At 71.0% G+C, this 14,985-nt stretch carries 15 protein-coding genes and 1 tRNA gene; 7 read left to right on the plus strand and 9 right to left on the minus strand.

Translation table 11 applies throughout. From position 1 onward, the window contains the following. Nucleotides 1–318: 318 nt before the first annotated feature. Both KM427_RS13335 and metH read right to left on the minus strand, forming a co-directional pair. Entirely contained in the window at nt 319–984 is a 666-nt protein-coding gene (locus KM427_RS13335; protein ID WP_215524171.1) for an HAD family hydrolase, read from the minus strand. Continuing rightward, complete coding sequence (gene metH / locus KM427_RS13340; RefSeq protein WP_215527618.1) at nt 977–4,642, minus strand: methionine synthase; 3,666 nt, start codon at nt 4,640–4,642, stop codon at nt 977–979. Before metH ends, KM427_RS13335 begins: the two co-directional genes overlap by 8 nt. A 227-nt stretch (nt 4,643–4,869) precedes the next feature. Between metH and KM427_RS13345 the strand changes: the two genes are divergently transcribed. After that, a complete protein-coding gene (locus KM427_RS13345; RefSeq protein WP_215524172.1) occupies nt 4,870–5,718 on the plus strand; it encodes a PAC2 family protein in 849 nt (282 codons plus the stop codon). Between the two features lie 12 nt (nt 5,719–5,730). Here the strand turns inward: KM427_RS13345 and KM427_RS13350 are convergent, their stop codons facing one another. The 5 genes from KM427_RS13350 to KM427_RS13370 are packed head-to-tail and all read right to left on the minus strand — an operon-like array spanning nt 5,731 to nt 9,589. Then, nucleotides 5,731–6,222, minus strand: a complete 492-nt coding sequence (locus tag KM427_RS13350) for a hypothetical protein (RefSeq protein ID WP_183594690.1) — start codon at nt 6,220–6,222, stop codon at nt 5,731–5,733. A gap of 12 nt (nt 6,223–6,234) precedes the next feature. Further along, nucleotides 6,235–7,473 carry a cysteine--1-D-myo-inosityl 2-amino-2-deoxy-alpha-D-glucopyranoside ligase gene (gene mshC / locus KM427_RS13355; protein ID WP_215524173.1) on the minus strand — a complete coding sequence of 413 codons (1,239 nt, stop codon included), beginning with the start codon at nt 7,471–7,473 and terminating at the stop codon, nt 6,235–6,237. Between the two features lie 31 nt (nt 7,474–7,504). After that, nucleotides 7,505–8,278 carry an SCO1664 family protein gene (locus KM427_RS13360; protein ID WP_286674191.1) on the minus strand — a complete coding sequence of 258 codons (774 nt, stop codon included), beginning with the start codon at nt 8,276–8,278 and terminating at the stop codon, nt 7,505–7,507. Then, the gene (locus tag KM427_RS13365; RefSeq protein ID WP_215524174.1) at nt 8,275–8,853 is read right to left on the minus strand and encodes a DUF3090 domain-containing protein; all 579 of its coding nucleotides are present in this window, start codon (nt 8,851–8,853) and stop codon (nt 8,275–8,277) included. Before KM427_RS13365 ends, KM427_RS13360 begins: the two co-directional genes overlap by 4 nt. 10 nt (nt 8,854–8,863) lie before the next feature. Next, entirely contained in the window at nt 8,864–9,589 is a 726-nt protein-coding gene (locus KM427_RS13370; RefSeq protein WP_215524175.1) for an MSMEG_4193 family putative phosphomutase, read from the minus strand. 32 nt (nt 9,590–9,621) lie between these two features. Between KM427_RS13370 and corA the strand changes: the two genes are divergently transcribed. Beyond that, nucleotides 9,622–10,593 (plus strand): magnesium/cobalt transporter CorA, encoded by a 972-nt coding sequence (corA, locus tag KM427_RS13375; protein WP_215524176.1) that lies wholly within the window; start codon nt 9,622–9,624, stop codon nt 10,591–10,593. 8 nt (nt 10,594–10,601) lie between these two features. Here the strand turns inward: corA and KM427_RS13380 are convergent, their stop codons facing one another. Beyond that, nucleotides 10,602–11,426, minus strand: coding sequence for an undecaprenyl-diphosphate phosphatase (locus tag KM427_RS13380; RefSeq protein WP_215524177.1), 825 nt, complete (start codon nt 11,424–11,426; stop codon nt 10,602–10,604). 74 nt (nt 11,427–11,500) lie between these two features. Here KM427_RS13380 and KM427_RS13385 point away from each other — a divergent pair, with 74 nt between their 5' ends. Together KM427_RS13385 and KM427_RS13390 are read left to right on the plus strand one after the other, a co-directional pair. Then, nucleotides 11,501–12,448 carry an aldo/keto reductase gene (locus tag KM427_RS13385; protein WP_183594684.1) on the plus strand — a complete coding sequence of 316 codons (948 nt, stop codon included), beginning with the start codon at nt 11,501–11,503 and terminating at the stop codon, nt 12,446–12,448. A 51-nt stretch (nt 12,449–12,499) separates the two neighbouring features. After that, nucleotides 12,500–12,718 carry a DUF5703 family protein gene (locus KM427_RS13390; RefSeq protein ID WP_221200106.1) on the plus strand — a complete coding sequence of 73 codons (219 nt, stop codon included), beginning with the start codon at nt 12,500–12,502 and terminating at the stop codon, nt 12,716–12,718. 21 nt (nt 12,719–12,739) lie between these two features. Here KM427_RS13390 and KM427_RS13395 read toward each other — a convergent pair whose 3' ends face one another. Further along, a complete protein-coding gene (locus KM427_RS13395; RefSeq protein WP_215524178.1) occupies nt 12,740–14,065 on the minus strand; it encodes a M20/M25/M40 family metallo-hydrolase in 1,326 nt (441 codons plus the stop codon). A gap of 90 nt (nt 14,066–14,155) precedes the next feature. Between KM427_RS13395 and KM427_RS13400 the strand changes: the two genes are divergently transcribed. The 3 genes from KM427_RS13400 (at nt 14,156) to KM427_RS13410 (ending at nt 14,922) form a co-directional block, all read left to right on the plus strand. Next, nucleotides 14,156–14,241 (plus strand) — tRNA-Leu (locus KM427_RS13400). 88 nt (nt 14,242–14,329) lie between these two features. Continuing rightward, nucleotides 14,330–14,560: a DUF433 domain-containing protein gene (locus KM427_RS13405; protein WP_183594682.1), complete on the plus strand. Its 231-nt coding sequence runs from the start codon at nt 14,330–14,332 to the stop codon at nt 14,558–14,560. A 20-nt stretch (nt 14,561–14,580) separates the two neighbouring features. Beyond that, a complete protein-coding gene (locus KM427_RS13410) occupies nt 14,581–14,922 on the plus strand; it encodes a DUF5615 family PIN-like protein (RefSeq protein ID WP_215524179.1) in 342 nt (113 codons plus the stop codon). Nucleotides 14,923–14,985: the final 63 nt, after the last annotated feature.

Consider the following 14,985-nt stretch of genomic DNA (forward strand, 5'->3'; position numbering starts at 1 on the left):
GGGCGGTGGTTGTCGGGCTGGGCCGGGGTGGGCGTGGGTTTCGAGACGGTTGCTAGCGCAACCTCCTCAACCACCGTTCTTGGGGGCGCGGTGGTTGAGGAAGGCGCGCTGGCGCCTGTCTCGAAACCACCATCCGGGGCGGTGGCGGTGGCTGTCGGGACTGGGTCGGGGTGGGTGCGTGGGTTTCGAGACGGTTGCTAGCGCAACCTCCTCAACCACCGTCGTCGGGGCCGCGGTGGTTGAGGAAGGCGCGCTGGCGCCTGTCTCGAAACCACCGAGACGGTTGCTAGCGCAACCTCCTCAACCACCGTCGTCGGTTCAGCGGTGGAACTCGGCCCAGACGCCGTCGAGGTCGATGCCCTCCAGAGTCTCGGCGAAGACCCGACGTTCGCTGGGCAGCACGGGGACATGGTTCTCGACCACCAGGACCAGGCAGCCCGCGCTCTCGGCCGACTTGGCGCCGGTGTTGGAGTCCTCGATCGCCAGGCAGTGGCCGGCGGCGACGCCGAGGGCGGCCGCAGCGGTCAGGTAGGGCTCGGGATGCGGCTTGCCGAACTCGACCTGGTCGCCGGTGACGATCACCCGAAAAGTCTCGGCCGGGAGCCCGCTCAGGATCGGCGCGACGAGACGCTCATAGGACATCGTCACCAATGCGCACGGCGTGCCCGCGTCCGCGAGGCTGGCCAGCAGGTCCACGGCACCGGGTCGCCACGGCACCGAGTCCTGGACCCGGGCCACGACGCCATCGAGGAGCTCCTCCACGATCTGCTCGGGTGGTACGTCGATGCCGAAGACGTCGACGATGTAGCGGCCCGAGTCCAGCAGGCCGTTGCCGACCAGGTTCAGCGCGTGCGCCTTGCTCCACGTGCCGCCGTACTTGGCGGCGAGCTCGAACTCGGTCTCGATCCAGTAGGGCTCGGTGTCGACCAGGGTGCCGTCCATGTCCCACAGGACGGCGTACGGACTCCTCCGGCGCTCAGTCATCGGGGTCGTAGCCGAGGTTGGCCGAGAGCCAGCGCTCCGCCTCGGGCATCGTCCAGCCCTTGCGCTCGGCGTAGTCGGCGACCTGGTCGCGACCGAGTCGGCCGACCACGAAGTACTGCGACTGCGGGTGGGAGAAGTACCAGCCCGACACCGCGGCGCCCGGCCACATCGCCATCGACTCGGTCAGCTCGATGCCGGTGTTCGCGTGGACGTCGAGCAGCCGCCACAGCGTCTGCTTCTCGGTGTGCTCAGGACAGGCGGGATAGCCGGGGGCCGGTCGGACGCCGCGGTACTTCTCGGCGATCAGGTCCTCGTTCGCGAGGGTCTCGCCGGAGTCGTAGCCCCAGAACTCGGTGCGCACCCGCTGGTGCAGCCGCTCCGCGAACGCCTCGGCGAGCCGGTCTGCCAGCGCCTCGAGCAGGATCGCGGAGTAGTCGTCGAGCTCCTCCTTGAACTTCATGATCCGCTCCACCGAGCCCAGGCCGGCGGTGACCGCGAACGCGCCGACGTGGTCGGCCAGGCCGGTCTCCTTCGGGGCGACGAAGTCGCTGAGCGCCCGGTTGGGCACGCCCGCGCGGTGCTCGCCCTGCTGGCGCAGGTGGTGGAGGGTCTCGCGGACCTCGGCGCGCGCGTCGTCGGCGTACAGCTCGATGTCGTCGCCCACGGCGTTCGCCGGGAACAGGCCGAACACCGCATTCGCGGTGAGCCACTTCTCCTCGACGACGCGGTCGAGCATCGCCTGCGCGTCCTCGTAGAGCTTGCGCGCCGTCTCCCCCGTCTGCGGGTTGTTGAGGATGTCGGGGAACTTCCCCTTCATCTCCCAGGCGTTGAAAAACGGCTGCCAGTCGATGAACTCGCGCAGCTCGCCCAGGTCGTACGCCGACAGCACGTGGACGCCCGGCTGGGCCGGAGCCGGCGGGACGTAGCCGTCCCAGTCGACCGGGGTGCGGTTCTCGCGGGCCCCCTCGACGCTGAGCAGGGGCCGGTCGTGCTTGGCGGCGTGCCGGGCGCGCAGCGCGTCGTAGTCCTCCTGGATCGTGGCCAGCAGGGCGGGGCGCTGCTTGTCGTCCAGGAGCGCCGCAGCGGTGGGCACCGAGCGCGACGCGTCCTTGACCCAGACCACCGGCCCGTCGTACTTCTTGTCGACCTTCACCGCCGTGTGTGCGCGTGAGGTGGTCGCGCCCCCGATGAGCAGCGGGATGTCGAGCCCCTGGCGCTGCATCTCGGCCGCGAAGTTGACCATCTCGTCGAGCGACGGGGTGATCAGCCCGGACAGGCCGATCATGTCCGCCTCGTGCTCGGCCGCGGCGTCGAGGATCTTCTGCGCCGGCACCATGACCCCGAGGTCGATGACCTCGTAGTTGTTGCACTGCAGGACGACCCCGACGATGTTCTTGCCGATGTCGTGGACGTCGCCCTTGACCGTGGCCATCACGATCGTGCCGTTGGTGTCCTTCGCGGTCGCGAACTCGGGGTTGTCGAGTTTCTCCTGCTCGATGAACGGGATCAGGTAGGCGACCGCCTTCTTCATCACCCGGGCGGACTTCACGACCTGCGGCAGGAACATCTTGCCGGCGCCGAACAGGTCGCCGACGACGTTCATGCCGTCCATCAGCGGGCCCTCGATCACCTCGATCGGGCGCCCCCCGCGTGCGGCGATCTCGAGCCGCAGCTCCTCGGTGTCGACCTCGGCGTAGGCGTCGATGCCCTTGACCAGGGCGTGGGTGATCCGCTCGGCGACGGGGAGCGAGCGCCACTCGTCGGCGGCGGCCTCGGCCTCGTCACCGGCCTTGTTGTAGCTCTCCGCGATCTCGAGCAGTCGCTCCGCGGCGTCGGGGCGCCGGTTGAGTACGACGTCCTCGATCCGCTCGCGCAGCTCGGGCTCCACCTCGTCGTAGACGGCCAGCGCGCCGGCGTTGACGATGCCCATGTCGAGGCCCGCCGCGATCGCGTGGTACAGGAAGACCGCGTGGATCGCCTCGCGGACCGGGTTGTTGCCGCGGAAGGAGAAGCTCACGTTGGAGATGCCACCGGAGACCTTGGCACCCGGCAGGTTCTGCTTGATCCACCGGGTGGCCTCGATGAAGTCCACGCCGTACGACGCGTGCTCCTCGATGCCGGTGGCGACCGCGAACACGTTGGGGTCGAAGATGATGTCGTCGGGCGCGAACCCGACCTCGTCGACGAGGATCCGGTAGGCGCGCTCGCAGATCGTGGTCCGGCGCTGGAGGTTGTCGGCCTGCCCGTCCTCGTCGAAAGCCATCACGACCGCCGCGGCGCCGTACTTGCGGCAGAGGCGGGCCTGCTCGCGGAACTTCTCCTCGCCCTCCTTCATGGAGATCGAGTTCACGATCGGCTTGCCCTGGATGTTCTTCAGGCCGGCCTCGATGACCTCCCACTTGGAGGAGTCGACCATCACCGGAACCCGGCTGATGTCGGGCTCGCTGGCGATCAGCTTGGTGAAGCGGTCCATCGCCGCGACGCCGTCGATCATGCCCTCGTCCATGTTGACGTCGATGACCTGGGCGCCGTTCTCGACCTGCTGCGCCGCGACGGAGAGCGCGGTGTCGTAGTCGCCGGCCTTGATCAGGTTGCGGAACCGCGCGGACCCGGTGATGTTGGTGCGCTCGCCGACGTTGACGAAGAGGCTGTCGTCGGTGATCGTCAGCGGCTCGAGGCCGGACAGGCGCATGCCGGGCGACAGCTCGACGGGGGTACGACGCTGCTTGCCCCGGACCGCGTCGGCGATCGCCGCGATGTGGTCCGGGGTGGTGCCGCAGCAGCCGCCGACGATGTTGACGAAGCCGCTCTCGGCGAACTCCGCGATGACGGCCGAGGTCTCCTCGGGCGCCTCGTCGTACTCGCCGAACGCGTTGGGCAGACCCGCGTTGGGGTAGCAGGACACGAACGAGTCGGCAATCCGGGCCAGCTCCGCGATGTAGGGGCGCATCTCCTTCGCGCCGAGGGCGCAGTTGAGGCCGACCGCGAGCGGGCGGACGTGGCGCACGGAGTCCCAGAACGCCTCGGTGACCTGACCGGAGAGGGTGCGGCCGGAGGCGTCGGTGATGGTGCCGGAGACGATCACCGGCCAGCGGCGGCCGTGCTCCTCGAAGAGCGACTCGACCGCGAAGATGGCGGCCTTGGCGTTGAGCGTGTCGAAGATCGTCTCGATCACCAGCAGGTCGACGCCGCCGTCGACGAGGCCGCGCGCCGCGTCGAGGTACGCCGCGACGAGGCCGTCGAAGGAGACGTTGCGGGCGCCGGGGTCGTTGACGTCGGGCGAGATCGACGCCGTGCGGGTGGTCGGGCCGAGCGCCCCGGCGACGTACCGCGGCCACTGCGGGGTCGCCACCGCGTCGGCCTCGCCGCGCGCGAGCCGAGCCGCCTCGAGGTTGAGCTCGTAGGCGAGCTCCGCCATGCCGTAGTCGCCCAGCGAGATCGCGTTGGCGTTGAAGGTGTTGGTCTCGATGATGTCCGCACCGGCGTCGAGGTACTCGCGGTGGATGCCCGCGATGATCTCGGGCTGGGTCAGCGTGAGCAGGTCGTTGTTGCCGATCAGGTCGGAGGGCCAGTCGGCGAAGCGCTCGCCGCGGTAGCCCGCCTCGTCCGGGCGGTCGCGCTGGATCGCGGTGCCCATCGCTCCGTCCAGCACGAGCATCCGCGACTCGAGGGCGCGGGTGAGCTCCTCGGTGGCGTCGGGCCGGAGGTGGGGCGACGGGGTCTGCCCTGATGGCACGAGTTCTCCTCTCGGGCCGCCAGCGGGGACGGCCAGGATCCAGCCTAGGAACCTCGTCCACCTCGTGGACAGGCTTCCCAGATCGTGACACCGGGCCCGGAGGCAGCAGAAATCCTCGGCGTTCTCGCCTCGGAGACTACGCTGGAGGAGTGATCGAGCTCGAGGGCGTTCCCGACCTGGTGGACCCGATCGTGATCGCGGCCTTCGAGGGCTGGAACGACGCGGCGGACGCCGCCTCCTCGACCGTCGACCATCTGATGAAGGTCTGGGGCGCGCGCGTGGCCGGCGCCATCGACCCGGAGGACTTCTACGACTTCCAGGTCAACCGGCCCCTCGTCGGCGTGGACGAGAACGGCCACCGCCGGATCACCTGGCCGACCACCCAGATCGCGATCGCCTCTCCCCCGACCCTCGACCGCGACGTCATCCTGGTCCGCGGCATCGAGCCCAACATGCGCTGGCGGCAGTTCAGCGCGGAGCTGCTCGCCGCCTGTGACGAGCTCGGCGCCCAGCTGGTCGTCTCCCTGGGGGCGCTGCTAGCCGATACGCCGCACACCCGGCCGATCCCGGTGACCGGGACCGCCAGCGAGCCCGAGCTGATGGATCGGCTGAAGCTCGAGGAGTCGAGCTACGAGGGGCCGACCGGGATCGTCGGCGTGTTCCAGGACGCCTGCGGGCGGCTCGACATGCCGTCGGTGTCGTACTGGGCGGCGGTGCCCCACTACGTCGCGCAGCCGCCCTGCCCCAAGGCCACGCTCGCGCTGCTCGGCCAGCTCGAGGACCTGCTGGAGGCGAGCATCCCCCTCGGCGAGCTCCCCGAGGACGCCCGGGCCTGGGAGCGCGGCGTCGACGAGCTCGCGCAGGAGGACGAGGACGTCGCCGACTACGTCCGCTCGCTGGAGGAGACGCGGGACACCACCGACCTCCCCGAGGCGTCCGGCGAGGCGATCGCCCGCGAGTTCGAGCGATATCTCAAGCGCCGCCAGGACGACACCTAGCCGTCGACGCCCTCAGTGCGCGAAGGCCAGCTTCAGCACCACGATCAGCACGCTGACCCCGGCCACCACGGCGCCGGCCAGCCAGGATCGCCGCCGATGCGTCCGGTCGCTGAACCGGTCGACGACCGCACCGATGCCGACGAGGCGCACGATCACCACGGCGGCCGCCGCGCCCTCGACCAGTGACGGGTCCAGCGACATCAGCGCGCCCAGCGCGAGGATCAGCGTGGGCAGCGAGCCGGAGGACATGATCGGGACCGCGTCGCGGAGCTCGTCGCGGGACAGCCCCTCGGGCTTCTCCTCGCCGACGGCGGCGCCTACCGCGTGCGCTACGACGTGGGCGAGGTACGTCGTGACCGTCGTCGCCAGCACGACCACGACGGCGTGGCCGCTCCGGATCGTGTGCGGCGTCGCGGTCAGGACCGCCGCCAGCACCAGGATGTTGCCGTAGACGTACGCCGAGACGCGGGCCCGGCCTCGTTCGACGCCGACCGGGCCTGTCACGACGGTGGTGGGTCAGACGGCGAGGCCGAGTGCCGCATCGAGCACGGCGAGCAGCTGGACGGCGGCCTCCGGGTCGGAGGTGTCGGCCAGCCCGTCGGTGCCCAGCGTGGCGGCCGCCCAGCGGTCCACGGCCGCGGTCGCGCGGGGGGCGTCGAGGTCGTCGGCGAGCGCGGCGAGGACCTCGGTCACCACCGGTGCCGCCGGAGCGCCCGCGCCGAGCGAGAGCGCTCGCCTCCAGCGGTCGAGGTCGTCGACGGCGGTCCACAGCTCGTCGTCGACCCACTCCCAGTCGGCGCGGTAGTGGTGGCGCAGCAGCGCCAGCCGGATCGCCATCGGGTCGACGTCGCTGTTGCGCAGCGCGGAGACGAAGACGAGATTGCCGCGGGACTTCGACATCTTCTCGCCGTCGTACCCGACCATCCCGCCGTGGCTGTAGATCTTCGCGAACGGCGTCCCGGGGTCGGCTACCTGGGCGTGGCCGGCGCACATCTCGTGGTGCGGGAAGACCAGGTCGCTGCCCCCGCCCTGCACGTCGAAGGCGCCGCCGAGATGCCGCTGGGCGATCGCGGTGCACTCGACGTGCCAGCCCGGACGCCCACGACCCCAGGGGCTCTCCCACGACGGCTCGCCCTCGCGCTCGCCGCGCCAGACGACGCAGTCGAGCGGGTCCTTCTTGCCGGGCCGGTCCGGGTCCCCACCGCGCTCGGGATAGATCTCGAGCATCCGCTCGCGGGACCAGCCGGACTCCGCACCGAACGCCGGGTCCGCGGTCACCGAGAAGTAGAGGTCGTCCTCGACACGGTAGACGCTCCCGGCGTCCTCGAGCCGGCGGATCAGGTCGATCACCAGCGGGATCGACTCGACCGCGCCGACGTAGTGGTCGGGGGCCAGCACCCGCAGCGCCACCATGTCCTGGCGGAAGAGCTCGGTCTCGCGCTCGGCGAGCTCCACCCAGTCGACGTGCACCTTCGCGGCCCGCTCGAGCAGCGGGTCGTCGACGTCGGTGACGTTCTGGACGTAGACCACGTCGTGGCCGGCGTTGCGCCAGGCGCGGTTCAGCAGGTCGAACGCGACGTAGGTGTTGGCGTGCCCCAGGTGCGTGGCGTCGTACGGCGTGATGCCGCAGACGTAGAGCCGCGCCGCGGCGTCCGGCGAGGTGGTGACCAGGGCGCCGGACGGCGTGTCGTGGAGGGCCACCGGGGGGCCCGCGACGAGCAGGGTCGGGATCTCCGGGGAAGGCCAGGCGCGCATGCCGGAAGCCTAGACGAGGGACCTGCGGCGGTCAGAACGGCGGCCACGGTATCGCCGGCCAGTCCCCCCGCGGCGAGGGCAGCACCGCCCGCTCCGCGAGCCGGACGCAGCGGCGCGCCAGGGCCTCGATCTCGAGGTCGTCGAGGTGCTCGGCGAGCCGGTCGCCGAGCGGTCCGCGGACCGCGGTGAGGACCCGCTGCACGCCGGCCAGCTCGTCCTCGGTCAGCGGCTCGCCGAGCCAGCCCCACAGCACGGTGCGGAGCTTGTGGTCGGCATGGAAGCTGACGCCGTGGTCCACGCCGTACCGATGCCCGTCGGCGACCTCGAGGACGTGCCCGCCCTTGCGGTCGGCGTTGTTGGCGAGAATGTCGAAGACCGCCATCCGGCGCAGCGCCGCGGTGTCCTCGTGGATCAGCGACACCGGCCGGTCCTGGCCGTCGATGCCGTCGAAGACGTGCCGCCAGCCCTCGGGCACCTCTCCCTCGGGCACCAGCGTCACCGCCACCTGCTCCGGGTCGGGCTCCTGCCAGCGCTGCACCATGCCGCGGCCATGCGGGCCGTCGCGGAGCCAGGTCTCGGGCACGATATTCCAGCCGGTCGCCGCCGAGAGCAGGTACGCCGCGCGCTCGCGCTCGGCGAGCGACCCGTCGGGGAAGTCCCAGAGCGGTCGCTCCCCCGCGACCGGCTTGTAGACGACCTTGATGCCGCCGATCTCGCCCAGGAAGGTGGCGTTCGAGGCCGGCATGATCCGGCCGTGCAGGGTGAGCTCGCCCTCGAGGAGCTCGGCGACGGGCTCGGCCGTCACGGGTCCCGCCGCCGGAACCCGTTCGCCCGCACGCACAGGTGACCGTCGGGGTCGATCGGGTTGCCGCAGAAGGGGCAGTCGGGGCGGCCCGCGCCGAGCACCTGTTCGGCGCGTTTCACGAAGGCCCGCGCCGATCCGGCCGCGATCCGGACCAGGAACACCTCGTCCGGCTCGGGCTCCTCGAAGTCCTCGTCGAGCTGGTCCGGGGTGACGACCGCGGCCTCGGTGAACGGGAACACCTCGATCACCACGCGCTCGTCGTCGGGGTCCCACGACAGCGTCATCGTGCCCGCGCGGAACTCCTCCTCGATCGGCTGCTCCAGGGGGGCGGTGTCGTCGAGGCCGAGCGGGGCGACCGCCGGGATGACGGCGTCGCTCCGCGAGCTGGCCAGCACCTCGTCGAGCAGCTCGTCGATGCGCTCGGCGAGCGCCTGCACCTGTTGCTTCTCCAGCGCGACGCTCACGAGGCGCGCGCCCGTCCGGGCCTGCAGGAAGAACGTGCGCTGTCCGGGCGGGCCGACCGTGCCGGCCACGAAGCGCTCGGGCGGGTCGAAGCCGTGGACCAGGGGTGCCATGACAGCAACCCTAGGCGGTTTCGGAAGGCCCGGCGCCACCGCCGACCACCGCGTCGTCCGAGGCCCGCCTCCGGCCTCCCTTGCGCGCGCTCTTGGCCGGCGGCGCCAGCCAGGAGAGGTCACCGGAGTGGGTGTTGGTGGCGACCACGTAGGGCCGGCTGGGCGTGTACCTGACGATGGAGACCGACGCCGGGTCGACGTGCAGGCGCTGGAACAGGTCGAGGTGCAGGCCGAGGGCGTCGGCGAGGATCGACTTCACGAGATCGCCGTGGCTGACCGCCACCCAGACGGCCCCGGGGCCGTGCTCGGCCTCGACGAGTGCGTCGCGACGGCGTACCGCCGCCACCGCACGGGCCTGCATCGCCGCCATCGCCTCGCCGCCGGGGAAGGTCACCGCCGACGGCTGGCTCTGCACGGTCGACCAGAGCTTCTCCTTGGCCAGCTCCTTGAGCGGACGGCCCTGCCACTCGCCGTAGTCGCACTCGGTGAGCGCCCGGTCGGTCGCCGCCCGCAGCCCGCGGGGCTGGGCCGCGACGATCGCCTTCGCGGTCTGCCGGCAGCGCTCCAGGGGGCTGGTCGCCACGGCCGCGAGCGGGACGGCGGCGAGCCGCTCGGCCGTCCGTGCGGCCTGCGCCGTCCCGGTCTCGTCGAGCAGCACGCCCGGGAGCCGGCCCGAGAGCACGCCCGACGCGTTCGAGGTCGTACGCCCGTGGCGGACCAGGATCACAGTTGCCATGGCCGGGACTCTAATGGGGCTACCGTTGCTCTGTGATCGTCGACTGCGCCCTCTACCGGGACGGGTCCCGCGTGCAGGGCGACACCGACTACCGCGCGTTGCGCGCGCGGGCGAGGGGTGCCGACGACTTCGTCTGGATCGGCCTGCACGAGCCGACCGAGGACGAGATCGCCGACGTCGCCGAGGTGTTCGGGCTCCACCCGCTGGCCGTCGAGGACGCCGTGCGCGCCCACCAGCGGCCGAAGCTGGAGCGGTACGGCGACATGGTGTTCGTGGTGCTCAAGACGCTCTGGTACGTCGACGAGCGGGACGCCGTCGAGACCGGCGAGATCGCGATGTTCGCCGGGCACGACTTCGTCGTCTCGGTGCGCCACGGCCAGGGCAACGAGCTGCACTCCGCCCGCCGGGCGCTCGAGTCCAGTCACCAGGTGCTGGGTCACGGGCCGGGCGGCGTGCTGTACGCCGTGATCGACCGGGTCGTCGACGAGTACCTCGACGTGGTCGACGAGCTGGTCGTCGACGTCGACGAGATCGAGACGTCCGTGTTCTCGACCGACCGCACCAACGACTCCGCCCGGATCTACGTGCTCAAGCGCGAGCTCGCGGAGGTACGACGGGCCGTGCTGCCGCTGCGCGAGCCGGTGGCACGGCTGGCGCGCGGCGACGTGGCGACGGTGCCGGAGAAGGCACGGCCCTTCTTCCGCGACGTGGCCGACCACCTCGCCCGGGCGGCGGAGACGGTCGACTCCCTCGACGCGCTGCTGTCGACGGCGTTCGACGCCCATCTCGCGCAGATCTCGGTGCAGCAGAACGACGACATGCGCAAGATCTCGGCCGGCGCCGCGCTGGTCGTGGTGCCGACGCTCATCGCGGGCATCTACGGCATGAACTTCACGCACATGCCCGAGCTCGGCTGGACCTACGGCTACCCGTTCGCGCTGGTGCTGATGGGTCTCGTCGCCGCCGGGCTGTGGACGCTCTTCAAGAAGTCCGGCTGGCTCTGAGTCCAGGCTCAGGCGGCGATCACCCCGGTCGCCACGAGCAGGAGGGTGCCGGCGCCGAGCGCGATCCGGTAGATGACGAACGGCGTGTACGAGTGCGTCGTGATGTACCGGAGCAGCCAGGCGATCGCGGCGTACCCCACGATGAAGGAGGCGATCGTCGCGACGATGGTCGGCCCCCAGCCGTAGAGGTTGTCGCCGTGCGGGATCTCCTTGAGCTCGAAGAGGCCGGCGCCGATCACCGCCGGGATCGCGAGCAGGAACGCGTACCGGGTCGCGGTCTCCCGCTCGTACCCGAGGAAGCGGCCCATCGAGAGCGTGGCGCCCGAGCGGGAGACGCCGGGGATCAGGGCCAGCGCCTGGGCACAGCCCATCAGGATCGCGTCGCGCAGCGACAGCTGCTTGAGCCCCTTGCTGGTGCCGCCGATGCGGTCGGCGATGCCGAGCACGATGCCCATGACGATCAGCATCGTGCCGATCACCCAGAGGCTGCGGAAGTCCTTCTCGATGACGTCCTTGAGCGCGATGCCGAGCACGACGATCGGCACCGACCCCAGGATGATGAACCAGCCCATCCGGGCGTCGAGCTGGCCGCGGTACTCCGGGCGGAAGAGGGACTTCACCCAGGTCGAGCCGATCCGCCAGATGTCGCGCCAGAAGTAGATCAGGACGGCCAGCTCGGTGCCGATCTGCACGACCGCGGTGAACGCGGCTCCGGGGTCGCCCCAGCCGAAGACCTCCGGGAGGATCCGGAGGTGTGCGCTGCTGGAGATCGGGAGGAACTCGGTCAGTCCCTGGATGATCCCGAGGACGACGGCCTGGAGGAAGTCCACCACGACGCGGAATCCTACGGGCGCCCACCTGGCGTGCCGGGGACGCCCCGCGGACGCGCGCCGACTACCTTGTCGCCATGCAGCAGCGGCGTGTCGGCTCGACCGGCCTGACGGTGTCCCGGCTCGGCCTCGGCACGATGACCTGGGGTCGCGACACCGATGAGCACGAGGCCAGGGACCAGCTGATCGCGTTCGCCGAGGCGGGCGGGACGCTGATCGACACCGCCGCGGGCTACGGCAGCGGTGCATCGGAGGAGCTGATCGGCTCGCTGATCGGCGACGTGGTCGCCCGCGACGAGGTCGTGCTCGCGACCAAGGCGGGCATCAGCTCGCGGCAGGGCGGCCGGTCCTACGACACCTCGCGAGGCCACCTGCTCGGCACGCTGGACGCCTCGCTGCGCCGGCTGGGCGTCGACCACGTCGACCTGTGGCAGGTGCACATCTGGTCCGACGACACCCCGCTCGAGGAGACCCTCGCGGCCCTCGACCACGCCGTGTCGACCGGACGCGCCTCGTACGTCGGGGTCTCGAACTACGCCGGCTGGCAGACCGCCCGGGCCGCGACGTGGCAGCGCGCGGTGCCGGGGCGGACTCCCCTGGCGAGCACGCAGGTCGAGTACTCGCTGCTCAACCGCGCGGTCGAGCAGGAGGTGCTGCCGGCGGCCGCCGCGCTCGGGCTGGGGGTGCTGCCCTGGTCGCCGCTGGGACGTGGCGTGCTGACCGGCAAGTACCGCACCGGTACGCCGTCGGACTCGCGGGCGGCGACCAGTCACTTCGCGAACTTCGTGAACCCCTACCTCGACGAGCGAGGCGCCGGGATCGTCGAGGCGGTCGCCCGCGCCGCCGAGGGCCTGGGCTGGTCGGCGCTCGAGGTGGCCCTGACCTGGGTGCGCGACCGGCCCGGGGTGACCGCACCGATCGTCGGCGCCCGCACCGCCGCCCAGCTGCGGGGTGCCCTCGGGGTCGACGAGCTGAGCCTGCCACCCGAGATCACCGCCGCCCTGGATGATGTGTCTACCGACTGAGTCCCGACCGGGTCGAACCATGACTGGTGGAATCATGATTGGGGGAACCCCATGAGCCGTGCACTGCGCCGCCCACCCGCAGCCGGGGTGGAGTGGGAGTTCGACAAGGTGTCGTTCTCGCGGGAGTTCTCCCGCAACGTCGTCACGAAGCTGCTGGTCGACCGGGCCGAGCACGGCGGCTGGGAGCTCGACCGGGTCCGGATCGGTGCCGACGGCACCCGCCGGGTCGTGCTCCGGCGCAAGATCATCCGCGCCGTACGGACCGCCTGAGCCGGCCCGCGCCGGGCCGACTCACACGTCGTCGAGGAACCGGTCGAACACCCGGGCTCCGAACGTCAGCGCGTCGAGCGACACCCGCTCGTCGACCCCGTGGAAGAGCGCGGTGAAGTCGAGGTCCGCCGGCAGCCGCAGCGGCGCGAACCCGTAGGAGCGCATCCCGAGCTTGCGGAAGTGCTTGGCGTCGGTGCCGCCGCTCATCAGGTACGGCGCGACGATCGCCTCGTCGTCCTCGGCCAGGATCGACCGGGTCATCGCGTCCACCAGGTCGCCCTCGTACGGCGTCGCCCAGGTCGGCTGGTTGCTGACGAAGTCGATGTCGATGTCGTCGCCCGCGAGCGCGGCGAGCGTCGCGAAGAACTCGTCCTCGAAGCCCGGCAGGAAGCGGCCGTCGACGTGGGCGGTGGCCTCGGTCGGGATGACGTTCACCTTGTAGCCGGCGTCCAGCATCGTCGGGTTGCAGGTGTTGCGGATCGCCGCGCCCATCATCCGGGCGGCACCGCCGAACTCCTCCACCAGCGCCTCGGCGTTCTCCGGGGTCGCCTCCGTGCCGGCGAGCTCGGCGACGGCCGCGAGCAGCGTCCGCATCGCCGGCGTCAGCCGCACCGGCCACTCGTACGCGCCGATCCGGGCCACGGCCGCCGACAGCGCCGTCACGGCGTTCTCGTGGTTGAGCATCGACCCGTGTCCCGCGCGGCCGCGGGCCGTCAGCCGCATCCACGCCATGCCCTTCTCGGCAGCCTCGATCAGGTAGATCCGGCGCCCACGCACCGTCGCGCTGAAGCCACCGACCTCGCCGACTGCCTCGGTGCAGCCCTCGAACTCGTCGGCGTGCTCCTCGACGAGCACCTCGGCCCCGAGGTGCCCACCCGCCTCCTCGTCGGCCGTGAAGCACAGCGTGATCGGCCGCTCGGGCACCCGCCCGGTGCGCTGCCGGTCGCGCACGACGGCGAGCAGGATCGCGTCGAAGTCCTTCATGTCGACCGTGCCCCGACCCCAGAGGTAGCCGTCCCGGATCTCGCCGGAGAACGGGTCGACCTGCCAGTCCTCGGCAGCCGCCGGTACGACGTCGAGGTGGCCGTGCAGCAGCAGCCCACCGCGGTCGCTGGCCGAGCCGCCCCACTGGGCCACGACCGACGTCCGACCGGGCTCGGACTCGTACAGCCGGCTCTCGATGCCGACCTCGTCGAGCAGCGCGGCGACGTGCTCGGCGGCCTTGCGCTCCCCCGGACCGTCGTCGGTGCTGCCGTAGTTGCTGGTGTCGATCCGGATCAGGTCACGGCACAGCTCGACCACCTCGGCGGTGGGGTCGGAAGCCGGCTGCACGGGTCGGTCGGTCATGGCTCCAGCATGGCATCGCGCGGCAGTGGCGCCACGTCCGATGCCGATGCGGAACTTCGTCCCAGCCTTTGCTACTGTTCCACCGCACTCGTCCGGGTGGCGGAATTGGCAGACGCGCTAGCTTGAGGTGCTAGTGCCCGTATTAGGGCGTGGGGGTTCAAGTCCCCCCTCGGACACACAGACGACAGGTAGGGCCTTCGCCGGCTATGAGGCTCGGGCCTCTGAGGCAGAGTGCCTGCGACGGTTCCGCTCTACACTGACCGCATGACCGAAGACCGGATCGTCGCCGACCACCGCATCATGGGCGGTGTGCCGTGTATTCGTGGCACCCGGGTTCCGGTCGCCACGGTTGTAGGCCTCTTTGCCGAGGGACAGGGCATCGACGAGATCCTGTCGGACTATCCCCAACTCTCGCCGGAGGATGTCCGGGCCGCCCTTGAGTTCGCCGCGGCCGCGGTCTCGGAGCGTCAGCTCCCACTGCGGATGCCTGCGTGAGGTTTCTGGTTGATGAGTGCTTGAGCACTCGAACCACCGAACTGCTCGGAGCAGCCGGTCACGACGTCGCCCACGTACAGGATCGCGGTCTGCAGGGACACGTCGATGACGAGGTACTCGAGCTCGCCCTCACCGAGCGGCGCATCCTGATCTCAGCGGACACCGACTTCGGGGAGATCCTGGCGCGTTCCGGCGCCGACCTGCCCAGCCTGATCTTGTTCCGTCAAGGGAATCGAAGCGTCGAGCATCGGGTTGACACTCTCCTCGCCAATCTCGCAGAGGTGGCCGACGACCTCGTGACCGGGGCGGTCGTCGTCTTCGCTGACGACAGAATTCGGGTCCGACGGCTACCGCTGCGCTGAGCCCATCCGTCTTCAGGCGCCTGAAGACGGACCCGAGGCCACAGCCTTGAGGGCGGTATCGAG

It is taken from the genome of Nocardioides sp. LMS-CY (assembly GCF_018732145.1).
Taxonomy (GTDB): Bacteria; Actinomycetota; Actinomycetes; order Propionibacteriales; family Nocardioidaceae; genus Nocardioides; species Nocardioides soli.

Bases quoted from the DNA above. Each gene is read 5' to 3' on its own strand.
- metH (WP_215527618.1), bottom strand. From the start codon at position 4,642: ATGCTCGTGCTGGACGGAGCGATGGGCACCGCGATCCAGCGCGACCGC.
- mshC (WP_215524173.1), bottom strand. From the start codon at position 7,473: ATGCGCGCCTGGCCTTCCCCGGAGATCCCGACCCTGCTCGTCGCGGGC.
- KM427_RS13335 (WP_215524171.1), bottom strand. From the start codon at position 984: ATGACTGAGCGCCGGAGGAGTCCGTACGCCGTCCTGTGGGACATGGAC.
- KM427_RS13390 (WP_221200106.1), top strand. From the start codon at position 12,500: ATGAGCCGTGCACTGCGCCGCCCACCCGCAGCCGGGGTGGAGTGGGAG.
- KM427_RS13385 (WP_183594684.1), top strand. From the start codon at position 11,501: ATGCAGCAGCGGCGTGTCGGCTCGACCGGCCTGACGGTGTCCCGGCTC.
- KM427_RS13405 (WP_183594682.1), top strand. From the start codon at position 14,330: ATGACCGAAGACCGGATCGTCGCCGACCACCGCATCATGGGCGGTGTG.
- KM427_RS13370 (WP_215524175.1), bottom strand. From the start codon at position 9,589: ATGGCAACTGTGATCCTGGTCCGCCACGGGCGTACGACCTCGAACGCG.
- KM427_RS13365 (WP_215524174.1), bottom strand. From the start codon at position 8,853: ATGGCACCCCTGGTCCACGGCTTCGACCCGCCCGAGCGCTTCGTGGCC.
- KM427_RS13395 (WP_215524178.1), bottom strand. From the start codon at position 14,065: ATGACCGACCGACCCGTGCAGCCGGCTTCCGACCCCACCGCCGAGGTG.